The organism is Morganella sp. EGD-HP17 (genome assembly GCF_000512315.2).
Lineage (GTDB): Bacteria > Pseudomonadota > Gammaproteobacteria > Enterobacterales > Enterobacteriaceae > Morganella > Morganella morganii.
This window is the reverse complement of the sequence record NZ_AZRH01000009.1, coordinates 130014-141873: the sequence shown is the minus strand read 5'-3', so window position 1 is coordinate 141873 and position 11860 is coordinate 130014. Positions and strand designations below refer to the sequence as shown.

General features: G+C 50.6%; 11 protein-coding genes. 10 read left to right on the top strand and 1 reads right to left on the bottom strand.

Annotation, left to right across the window (positions count from 1 at the left end; all coding sequences use genetic code 11):
* Positions 1-122 precede the first annotated feature (122 nt).
* Positions 123-494, top strand: coding sequence for a DnaJ family domain-containing protein (locus X965_RS11345; RefSeq protein ID WP_036418126.1), 372 nt, complete (start codon positions 123-125; stop codon positions 492-494).
* A 10-nt stretch (positions 495-504) separates the two neighbouring features.
* On the opposite strand, the gene X965_RS11340 is transcribed toward X965_RS11345, so the two are convergent.
* A complete protein-coding gene (locus X965_RS11340) occupies positions 505-960 on the bottom strand; it encodes a regulatory protein RecX (RefSeq protein WP_036418124.1) in 456 nt (151 codons plus the stop codon).
* 73 nt (positions 961-1033) lie between these two features.
* Between X965_RS11340 and X965_RS11335 the strand changes: the two genes are divergently transcribed.
* The 9 genes from X965_RS11335 (at position 1034) to X965_RS11295 (ending at position 11839) form a co-directional block, all read left to right on the top strand.
* Complete coding sequence (locus X965_RS11335) at positions 1034-1216, top strand: hypothetical protein (protein ID WP_004234871.1); 183 nt, start codon at positions 1034-1036, stop codon at positions 1214-1216.
* Between the two features lie 697 nt (positions 1217-1913).
* The gene (locus X965_RS11330; protein ID WP_036418122.1) at positions 1914-2468 is read left to right on the top strand and encodes a fimbrial protein; all 555 of its coding nucleotides are present in this window, start codon (positions 1914-1916) and stop codon (positions 2466-2468) included.
* A gap of 35 nt (positions 2469-2503) precedes the next feature.
* Complete coding sequence (locus X965_RS11325; protein ID WP_225310124.1) at positions 2504-3217, top strand: molecular chaperone; 714 nt, start codon at positions 2504-2506, stop codon at positions 3215-3217.
* 11 nt (positions 3218-3228) lie between these two features.
* A complete protein-coding gene (locus tag X965_RS11320; protein WP_036418120.1) occupies positions 3229-5718 on the top strand; it encodes a fimbria/pilus outer membrane usher protein in 2490 nt (829 codons plus the stop codon).
* 14 nt (positions 5719-5732) lie between these two features.
* Entirely contained in the window at positions 5733-6800 is a 1068-nt protein-coding gene (locus X965_RS11315) for a fimbrial protein (protein WP_004234867.1), read from the top strand.
* Positions 6801-7098: 298 nt separating this feature from the next.
* Positions 7099-7890, top strand: coding sequence for a protein bax (locus X965_RS11310; RefSeq protein ID WP_015423011.1), 792 nt, complete (start codon positions 7099-7101; stop codon positions 7888-7890).
* Between the two features lie 164 nt (positions 7891-8054).
* Entirely contained in the window at positions 8055-9473 is a 1419-nt protein-coding gene (locus X965_RS11305; RefSeq protein WP_036413060.1) for an MBOAT family protein, read from the top strand.
* Complete coding sequence (locus tag X965_RS11300) at positions 9460-10650, top strand: SGNH family hydrolase (RefSeq protein ID WP_004234863.1); 1191 nt, start codon at positions 9460-9462, stop codon at positions 10648-10650. Before X965_RS11305 ends, X965_RS11300 begins: the two co-directional genes overlap by 14 nt.
* Complete coding sequence (locus tag X965_RS11295; RefSeq protein WP_253280773.1) at positions 10613-11839, top strand: SGNH/GDSL hydrolase family protein; 1227 nt, start codon at positions 10613-10615, stop codon at positions 11837-11839. The genes X965_RS11300 and X965_RS11295 overlap by 38 nt, the downstream gene beginning before the upstream one ends.
* Positions 11840-11860 lie beyond the last annotated feature (21 nt).

The window sequence follows — 11860 nt, the reverse complement described above, 5'->3', positions numbered from 1 at the left end:
GATTCAGTTATTATGCAGCGGTAAATAGTGCATTTATGCATAAAACAGGTTATTTATACGGCAAAATCAGGCTCTGTTATAATAAGGAAGTGACAACAGCTAACAGGGGAAACGGACGCAGCATGACGATTTTTGACACACTGGCTGAGCGCCATATTCAGGCGGCGCTTGAAAGCGGAGAATTACAGGGACTGGCAGGAGAAGGTAAGCCGCTCACACTGGATGATGACAGCCATGTTCCCCCTGAACTGCGGGTGGGCTACCGGTTGCTGAAAAATGCAGGATATCTTCCCCCGGCATTACTGGCCCGGCAGGAGGCGGTTTCACTGGCGGATTTATTGTCCGCTCTGCCGCCGGACAGCGCAGAATATGAGCAGACAAACAAGCGGTTACGGTTGCTGGCATTACAGATGCAGCAGGCGGGGCTCAATACGGATTTTCTGTATCACCGTTACCATGACGCCATACAACAGGCACTGGATAAAAATAAATAATGCCTGCACGTCAGTACAGTTCATAAATCTGATCAGATGTGAAACCCCGGTACATCAGGTAACGCATCTGTTTTTGCTTCTCTTTATAGTCTGCCGGGCTGCTTTCCCCGAATTTCTTCATTTTTGCCTCACGGGCCTGCTCAAACCAGTCGGTCTCCTGCGCGGAAAAAACCGCATCAATCAATTCACCGTCAAACCCTTTCTGACGTAATTCCTGACGGATCCGCACCGGTCCGTGCAGTTTTCTCACACCGGCCTGAAAAAACAGCGCGATACTGCGGGTATCATCCAGATACTGTGAGTCTGTCAGCCGCGCCATCACCCGTGGCAGAACATGCTCTTCCGTCGGGGAGGTTTCCTGCTTTTCAGCAATTTTCCGTTTCAGTTTGCGGGTCAGTTCCGCGCCGGCATATTCCCGCCGTCCCAGCAGCCATATGGCATAATGATAAAGTTGTTTTTCATCCATCGTGACACCTGCGTGTTATCCGTTAAAATCGTGATAACATACCATATTCACACTATATTCAGAGAGACAGACAATGGCACAACTGACCCAGGAAGAAAAAGTATATGTTGATGACCTCGCGATGCAGCGGGTTGATGATATGAACAGCGATGAATTTCTGGTTCGTCAGCTGGATGACAAAATCCACGGGCTGGCATCTCACCTGAAAGCCTATTTTGAAGAACGTCTGGCTTTCCATAAACAGAACAAAAACTGATCCTGCCCGGGCAGCCGCAACGCTGCCCGCTGCTTTTTTCCCGCCTGAAATAATCGCCATATAAATAATTACATTCGTTATCAGTCTATTCCGATAGTTATCCTGCTGCACTTAAAATAAAGTTGAAAATAATTAAAGTTCCCTGTGAATGTGCCGATAATCATTACCGGGAGCATTCTGAGTGCTTGATTTTACGTTGTTAATATCGCTAATGATAATTATTCTTAATTGTTGCAATCAATAATCATAAAGAAAAAATAATATTAAATACTTCATTTTTTAACATATATTAAATGAATATTTAAAAATATTAACAACAATCAATGCATAACATCGCAATAACATAAAAATGCAGTATATAAAACCATAAGTAACTATCTGTATCCGGATATTACAGAGAAAACTCACCTTTTAATTCGTAAATCAGAAAAATACTTCAATTAATCATTTCATGGTTATATACTCTGTTTCGTTTTAGTTATGCCTTCCATTCTGATGTATAAGAATCTTCTTTCCCGTTAACGGTAATAAAAAATTACTGGGGAAATTATTTCTTATTGATGCTACTAACTAAATAAACCCTGCTGATTTGTTTTTTCAGAATCGGCTAAAAATCACTATGACTAAAAATAAATTTACGGAAAGCGTAATTAATTTCGTTTCCGTATTTATTATATATTCCATCCCGGAGAGGATAATGAATAAAAAATTCGCTCTTGCAGCGTCTCTTTCCCTTATTTTTGTTGCTAACTCTGCGTCTGCGGCAACTACCGCATCCGGTGGTTCAATCAATTTCACCGGCTTTATTACTGATGCTACCTGCACCATTAATAACGGTAATGCGAACATGTCGGTATTATTAGATCCAATTACTGTCAATCAGATCACACATTCCGGCGCAATCGAGGAAGGAAAGAAAGCATTTTCTCTCGAGTTATCAGACTGTAACGCCAGTGATAAAGATAAAAAATCACTGCATATTAATTTCGCCTCCACCAACCTTATTGCCAATAACGGTAATTACCTGATCAACCAGGAAACGGATGAGAAAGGTAATCATAAAAATGTCGGTATTGCGTTAACATCACAGAAAAGTAATGAAGTTATTAATTTAAACACGCCATACGATACAAAAATCATTGCTGATAATGGTGTTATGCAGTTCTATGCAAAATATTACAAAGTCGGCAGCGAACCTGCTCAGCCGGGTAAAATCAATACCATGCTGACATATAATCTGTCTTACTTCTGATATTTTCAGGCCTCTTTAATTCAGGGGCCTGATTTTTGAAAATACACATCATGAAAAAAATCATCTTAACATTGTTGTTATTAACAGTGACATTTGTCAGTCCGGCAAACGTTATTATTAATTCCACCCGTGTTATTTATCCGCAGGGAAGTAAAGAGGTTCCGGTACAATTATTTAACACCGGAGCACAGCAGGCATTAGTCCAGGCATGGATTGATGACGGCAACCCCGATTCCACGCCGGAAACGGCGAATGTTCCGTTTATCCTGACACCGCCGGTGGTAAAAATCGACGGTAAAAATGGTCAGCAGCTGCGGGTGAAAATGACCCCGGTACAGCTTCCGGCTGACAGAGAGTCCCTGTTTTATCTGAATTTACTGGATATTCCGCCGCTGCCGGAAAACAGTGCCGATAAAAACATGATGCAGATTGCTATCCGCTCCCGCATCAAACTGTTTTACCGCCCTTCCGGCCTGACGCTGAGCGCGGATAAAGCCCACACCCGTCTGACATTCACCCGTGACGGCCAGCACTATATTCTGAAAAATGATTCTCCGTATCATATTAATATTCTCGGCCTGAAAGAGACCGCGAACAGCCGTGATCTGGCGGAAGAAGGCACGATGATTGCACCTTATTCTCAGTTTACGCTGCCTGCCGCAGCCGGATTACCGGCCGGAAATCACTATTCGCTGACACTGATCGACGATTTCGGTGCCATCAATACCTATCCGCTGTCACTGAACTGAACAGCCGCCTGATGCCGCGCCCTGTCCGCCGTTTTTCCGCCCTTGTTTCACTGTTGCCGGTGCTGCTCAGCACACCGGCAGCCGGGGCCGGGTTTAATACCAACTTCCTTTACGGTGATTCCGCCAAAGCGGATTTGTCCCGCTTTGATCGCGACGATACCCTGCCCGACGGTGAATACACCGTTGAAATCAGTGTGAACGGAGAATGGAAGGGACGATTTCCGCTGCGTCTGCAACAGAGCGGACACACGATTCTGATCCCGCAGGATGATGTACCGAAACTGGGACTTCGTGACAGTACACCGCCGCCGCAGGCGGATGAAGACGGTTATGTCGTGCTGAGCAGTCTGGTGCCGCCGGAGAGTTATACCCTGAACACCGGACAGTTTCAGCTGGCACTGAATGTGCCGCAGGCAATGCTGAATACCGTACTTAAAGGATATGTCGACCCGTCGCGGTGGGATCAGGGCATTAATGCCGCGATGGTCAGTTATAACGCTAACTATTATCACGCCACCAATAAACGTGACGGCAGTGATAACGACAATGCTTATCTGACCCTGAGCAGTGGTCTGAATCTGGCAGGCTGGCAGTTGCGGGATCAATCCTCAGTGACCTACAGCAGCGGACAGAGCACACAATGGAATAACAACACCCGTTACCTGCAGCGTGGTTTTCCGGCAATCAAATCTGATTTCCGGGCCGGCGACAGCTACACCTCCAACGAACTGTTCGATTCTGTCCGTTTCCGTGGCGCGACCCTGAAAACGGATATGCGCATGTATCCCGATGCCTGGCAGGGCTTTTCCCCGGTCGTGCGCGGCGTGGCACAGACCAACGCACTGGTCAGAATCTATCAGGATTCACAGCTTATCTGGCAGCAGAGCGTGCCGCCCGGCCCGTTTGTGGTCGATTCCCTGCTGCCGACCGGCTCAGGCGGGGATCTGCAGGTGGAAGTGAATGAAGCGGACGGGCAAATTAACCGCTTTATGGTGCCCTTCTCCGCTGTGCCGAATATGTTAAAGGAAGGACTCTTTAAATATGAGCTGAATGCCGGTGAAGTCCGTCTGACAGATACCGCTTATCATCCGGATTTTGCGCAGCTTAATCTTCAGTACGGCATTAATAACACGCTGACCGGCTACGGCGGCGTGATTGCGGCGGAAAATTATCAGGCGTTTCTGCTCGGCAGCGGGTTTAACCTGCCGATCGGTGCATTATCCGTGGATATCACACACTCCGATGCCCGCTTCGGTCAGGATATGCCGCGTTACCGGGGTGAGAGCTACAAAGTGGCTTACAGCCGCTTTATTCATCAGACCAATACCAATTTTTCACTGGCGGCTTACCGTTATTCCACCAGCGGTTATTTCAGCCTGACGGATGCGGTGCAGTATCAGGAACTGCTTAACCGGCAGGACATTACAGGCGATCTCTCCCCGCAGTCACAGAGTTACCGCCAGCGCAGTACCTTTAATATCAATATCAACCAGCGGATCGGCGCGGATTACGGTTCGGTTTATCTCGCCGGTACACTGCGTGATTACTGGGGCGGTCAGGGCAGCACCCGTGAATATCAGCTGGGTTATGCCAATAACTGGCAGGATATCAATTATACCCTCAGCGCAGGCCGGACCCGTTACAGCAAAGACAGTAACAATCCGGCCGGCAGTAATAATGAAGAAACGCGGATAAACCTGACACTCTCCGTTCCGCTGACCCTGTCCGGGCACAAGGTGTATCTGACCGCAAACAGCATGACGGAAGAAGGCCGCTATCAGAGCAGTAATATCGGCCTGAGCGGCACCGCCGGACAGAGCAACGCGCTGAGTTATAACGTGAATGCCGCTCATCAGCAATCCGGCGGTACAACCTTCAGCACCAGTGCTGCCTACCGGGCGGCCCCGGCGACACTGAACGCCTCTTACAGTGAATCCGGCCGTTACCGCCAGATGGGAGCCGGAGCCACCGGCAGTGTGGTGGCCTGGTCCGGTGGTATTCTCACCGCAAATCAGCCGGGGGAAACCTTTGCTGTGGTGAATGTACCGGGCACCGCCAATGCCATCGTAAACAATGACCGTAATGTCACCACCAACACGCAGGGTCAGGTGCTGGTGCCGTATCTGTCCGCTTACCGCAAAAACTCGCTGATCCTGGATGCCTCACAGGCACCGGAAGATGCTGCGGAACTGCTGGGCAATGTGCAGGATATCGTGCCTTACGCCGGGGCGGTGACACTCGTGAACTTCAGAACGGATACCCGGCAGGAATTTTATCTGCATGCCGTGCGTCAGAACGGCAGACCGCTGCCGTTCGGTACAGAAGTCACTGACGGAAATAATAACAGCATCGGCTATGTCGGGCAGAACAGCCTCCTTTATATAAGAAGCGAAACGCGGCCGGAGCAGATCAATGTCCGCCTGACAGATACGGACAGCGGCTACTGCCGCATCACACTCACGCCGGATCCGCAGAGTGCGCCTCTGCCCTGTGCAGAATAAAGGAGACATCACCGATGCTCAGAAAAACCCATTTTTTTGCCGGTCTGCTGATGCTGATCACCGGTTATGCGCAGGCAGAGTGCTACAACGACGGCAACAAACAGGCGCCGCCGCTGACAGCTGATCTGTCGGAAACCTTTTACCGTCAGACAGAAACCACCCTCTATTTTAATACCCGCTACAGCGGGGAATTCAGCTGTAACGGCTACAGCAGCAGCGTCTCCAACGCCTCTTACCTGCAAAAACGTTCCATTGTGGTCGGTTTTCAGAACGGCCGCTATCCGGTGGAGTTCCGGGTGATCGATCTCCAGCCCGGCAGTACCCAAAAATTCGCTTACAGCAGAAACCCGTACCCGGCGGACCGCCTTCAGGCACGTTTCACCCTCAGCGCACGGGTGATGCCGCAGAACTCACGCAGTGATGTGACGGTGCCCGGCAGCCAGTACCGCTTTGACGGCGCGGTGATCGCTGCGGATACCACCCGGGTCGGCATCCTTCAGTTCTTTGTCCGCCTCGGGCTGGATATCCTCACTTATCTGCTGACCGGACACTGGCCGGAACATAATGAGGATCTGTTCCTGCAGCCGCTGGATGTCATTTATCAGCCCCGTGAAACCACCTGTACCTTTGATAATGCGGATTTATTAGTCGAACTGCCGCAGGTGGACAGAGCACAGCTGCTGCGTAACACAACCGCCGGGATGACACGTTTCCATCTGGATATCTCCTGCCGGGATCGCCTGAACGGCCGCACCAGCCGTCCGGTAAAAGCCTATCTGGCCAGCAACCAGGTCTGGCTGCGGGATATGAAAACCCTCATTGATACCTCCCCGGGTGCGGCACAGGGGGTGGGGATCCGCATCGGCCGTTATGCGGATACCAATGACAACAGTGCACTGGTGATCAACCCGCCGGGACGGCAGCCACGTGCGGATTCCTATCTGTTTGAATGGGGAAAGGACAAATTTATTGAAGTAAATAACGGCTTTAATCTCTGGGCGTATTACTATGTCTATGATGCTGCCCGGCTCAGTGCAGGCCGCATCAATACCACGGCAATCCTCAATTTCGAGTACTACTAATCATAAATTCTGATAAAAATGGCCGGTAAAAACCGCAGAAAAAAGTGAAAACGGGGCAGGACACTGCGTAAAAAACATTAATTTTCCGGATAATTCCGCCATTTTTGCCAAAATCCGCAGCCGTTTGATGTCCGTTTTAACTTACTAATAGACATACATAAAATCAGAAAACAGAATTTTATCCTGCCAAAGCATACCCGATTAATATTAAACGATGGATAATAAGGCTGGCCTTGGTTTTTCTATTTTGCTAGTATTCGTTCGATTTTTGTTCAGACAATAAAACGAGGAAAAAGCAATGCCCTCTCTTTCGATGAGGACAAATGCAGTCTTCGCTTTCTTGATTTTACTATTCTTTACCGGTTCGGGCTTTGCCTCAACCAGTACCACGACAAGCTTGGCGTATTCACATCAAAACACGCAGCAGTTACAGAAGACGCTGCCTGATTTGAAAAAATACGCGTCAGGTACACCCCGTAAGAAAGCGTTTTTAAATGCCATTGTCCCTGCGATTGACAAAGTGAATCGCGAAATCATGAATGACCGCACCTGGTTACTGGAACGCCGGAATGCCAAACACTGGTCACAGAGTGATATTGCAAAGCTCGGAAAGCTTTGCCGGAGCTATGATATGACATGCAGCTCGCCTAAGCGCACCAACTGGAACGCGCTGCTGAGCCGTGTCGATATCCTGCCCACCCACTTCGTTGCCACACAGGCGGCAACCGAGTCAGGCTGGGGAACATCAAAACTGGCCCAGTCCAACAATAACCTTTTTGGTATGCGTTGCGGACGGGGCTGTAGTGCCAAAGCCGGACAGGTTCAGGGCTACTACGCGTACAGCACTATTGAGGATAGTGTCACTGCTTACATGAAGAATCTGAATACGCATCGTGCTTATAACTCACTGCGTTCAGAAAGGGCAAAACAGCGTCTGGGTGATGATGACTCACTGAGCACACCGGAACTTATCAGTCAGCTGGAAGGTTATTCGCAGAAGGGAGATGCCTATAACCGTTACCTCCGCCAGATGTATGACAGTAACAAAACACTGATCACATCGGCACAGAAGGTCGCCCAAAACTCATAATCGTTCTGTTCACTGCAACAGACACCCGAAAACCCGCGTTAATCTGAGTATTACGCGGGTTTTTTTATGGCTTCTCATCATTCTTATTGAATCGTGGTTGATAACTTATATTATACTCAGCACGCTAATTATGACATTTTCAACAAGCCTGCACAGAGCCTGATATGAATTTCTTTTCATTTGAATTTCTTGCCTCCTTTACTGCCTTTTTTCTGATTTACTGGCTCTGTCAAAAAAAGACCCGTTTACAGAATATTCTTTTAATTGCAGCAAGTTACCTGTTTGTTTTCTCATTTCAGGCAAGCTTCGCCTATGTGCTGGCCGGATATACCCTGTTTATTTATCTGCTGACGAATGTCCTGAGCAGCCGTCTGTCCGCACGGGCAGTTTACAGCCTGCTGGCGGCGGGAATCATCGGCTGTTTTACGGTATTCAAATACTACGGATTTATGCAGGAATCTCTGCAGAGCGCGCTGCTGCAGGCCGGTGTGGAGGTTGAACTGCCGGTGCTTTCCGTGCTGGCGCCGCTGGGGTTATCCTTCTACGCGTTCCATTCTGTCAGCTATGTGGTGTCGGTCTGCCGCAAAGAGATTGAAAAAGCCCCCTTTTTGGATGTGGTGCTCTATCTCTGCTTCTTCCCGAGCATTGTCGCCGGCCCGATAAACCGCGCCAAAGCCTTTATGCCGCAGGTACAGGCGGCCTCGCGGGAAATTATTGATTACAAAAAAGCCCTGCTGCTGATCACCCTGGCGATGGTGAAACTGTTTTTATTCAGTGCTTATCTGTCAGAAAACTTTGCCAACCCGGTCTTCAGTTCGCCGGTCAACTACAGCGCCGGTGAGATTCTGGTGGCGGTGTACGCCTATGCCTGGAATATCTATTTTAACTTCTCCGGCTATACCAACCTGGTGACCGGGATTGCCATGCTGCTTGGTTTCAGGGTACCGCTGAACTTCAGTGCGCCGTATCTTGCCACCAACCTCAAAGAGTTCTGGGCGCGCTGGCACATCAGTCTGTCGACCTTTATCCGCGATTATATTTACATCCCGCTCGGCGGTAACCGCAAGGGCTGGCTGCGGATGAACCTCAATGCCTTTATCGCGATGGTGATTTCAGGGATCTGGCACGGTGTCGGGCTGCCGTTTATCATCTGGGGTGCACTGCACGGCCTGGGTATTGTGCTGATGAATATCAAACACAAACTGCTGCCGCCGCGTACAGAACCTGCGGAAACCCTGTGGCAGAAAACCGGGGTCTGGACCGCCCGGATTTTCACCTTCCATGTGCTCTGCCTGACCTGGATTTTCTTCCGCAGCGCCACGCTCAGTGATGCTGTCACCATGCTGACGCAACTGACCGCCGACGGCTTTATTGCCTCAGTGATAGCCAGTGCGCCGCTGATTATCGCCTTCTGGCTGCTGCTGTTTATCTATCCGCTGTGTGTCAGCCTGTATCACCGCGCCGGACACTATTACCAGCGGATCTCATGGATCTGGTATCCTTTACCGCTCGCGCTCTTTATGACGCTGGTCTTTATTTTCTCTCCTTCAGGAATGCCGGGTTTTATCTATGCGAATTTTTGATTTTACAGAAAATCTCGAGCGGGCACTGAAGGTCGTCTTTATTGTGCTGACCGCAACCGTGGCACTGGTCTGGCTGAACCAGAACCCGCTGGCCCGTTACTGGGAACAAACCTACCACCAGCCTGCGCCGTGGGCGAAGCTGGAGGGGCATTACGCGTGGGATCTGGGGGGTTACCTTCAGGAAGGCGTTGTGGCGGCCGGAGAGACCCTGTGGACCTATGCACAGGGCAATCATATCGTTGAGGAAGCGGAAGAGGCTGTTCCCGGCAATACCGCGTTTCCGGAGGAGTTTCAGGTCGGGCTGCATTTTATCAACGGCTACCGTTATCCGGCCGCTGCACTGTCTGTGACCTTCCCTGAGCTGCTGAACCGGGAGCGTCCGGCGATCGGCAATTCTGTGCTGAAACTGAACCCGGAGCAGGTTGCGGAACACATTCTGACGAAAAAAACACCAAAATCAATTATTGATCTGGAAGCCGGTGATAAAGTCTTCTTCGTGGGCGATTCCCTCATGCAGGGTGTTGCACCTGTGTTACAATCCCGTCTGGCCAAAACCTACGGCATTGAAAGTATCAACCTCAGCAAACAGAGTACTGGCCTGACGTATCCGAAGTTTTTCAACTGGCCGGAAACTATCAAAACCACGCTGGCAGCCAACCCGGATATCCGCCTGATGGTGGTTTTCCTCGGCCCGAATGACCCGTGGGACATGCCGCCGGAAGGCGGCGGGCGCTACCTGCGCTTTATGTCTCCGGAGTGGGAGGCGCAGTACCGTAAACGGATTCAGGATATTCTGTTAACGGCCCGGATACAGGATGTGGACGTCATATGGATAGGACCGCCGAATATGCGCAAAGACAAGCTGTCAGATGGTGTACACTATCTGAGCGGAGTCTATCAGTCGGAAATTAACAATGCCGGTGAAATCTGGCTGTCCGCGAATACCATTTTCAAATATCAGGATAAGATCTATTCAGATTACCCCGGTGACGGCAGCAGCACTATCAAGCTGCGCAGCGGCGACGGTATTCACTTTACCTACAAAGGTCAGAAAGCCATCGCTGACACGGTATTTGATCTGATTAAATTTAATGCTGCGCCGGAGGAAACCCCGGCGCAGCAGGAAAAAACAGAAACACATGATGAAACAACAAAAACGCCCGTCGTGGCACCTTAAACTGGCCGGTGCGGGAGCTCTGTTTGCCGCAGCGCTCTCCCTGCTCTCCTGCCAGAACGATACGGATAAGCCGTGGATACAGCCGCAGACACCACCGCCGGTGTCGCGTAATGATCTGACCAACTACGGCGATCCGAACCTCAGCCGCCTGGCACACCGCCTGCGGGATCCGTCCGCGCGTGTCCATATTGTCCAGATTGGCGATTCTCATACAGCAGCGGATTTTTTCTCCGGCACGCTGCGTGACAAATTCCAGGCGCGTTACGGCAACGCGGGGATCGGCTTTGTGCCGCCGAGCATTATCGCCGGACAGCGCACGGCAAACTTTGTCTTCACCGAGCCGAAAAATCAGTGGTCATTCCTGACCAGCCGGAAAGATGATGCACCAAACTTCCCGTTAGGCGGTTTTGTTATTTCGCCGCTGACCTCACACAGCACCCTGACCATGAAAGAGCGCAATCCGTCCTCTTATCAGTATGATATGCAGGTGCTGTACCAGACCGGCTACCCGGCCTCCGTTACGGTACGCGGCGGCAAAGGCGGCACGCTGAACCTGGCACCGTCCTCAGAATGGCGTTTTTCTGACAGTGTACCGGTAACCTTCCCGGCAGAAATCACCGCGAATGAGCAGAGCCCGCTGAATATCGGCGGCTGGTTTATCACCCGCAACCATCCGGGCGTGATGCTCTCGTCTGTCGGTATCAACGGCGCGACAATTGCCATGACGGGAAAATGGCAGCCGCAGTGGGTGAATACCCTGGCACAGACCGATCCGGAAATGGTGATCCTGGCTTACGGTACCAATGAAGCCTTTAATGACACGCTGGATTTGGATCTCTACCGTCAGCAACTGACCAATGTGGTGCGCAGTATCCGCAGCAACATGCCGGATGCGGTGATCCTGCTGGTCGGCCCGGGCGACAGTATCAAGAACAAAACCGCGCCTGACTGCCGCTCACAGCAGCCTGCCAATCTGCACAATGTCATGCGGATTCAGCAGTCTGTGGCGAAAAGTGAAGGTCTGCTCTACTGGGACTGGCAGCAGTTCATGGGCGGCGACTGTGCAATCAACAGCTGGGTACTGCGTGACCTGGCACGGCCGGACAAAGTCCATCTCTCCGGTCCGGGTTATGAAAAGAGCGCAACAGCACTCTATAACGCGCTGGAATCTCTCCTCAGCCAGCAGTAACAGGTTATCCGCAGATAAGCT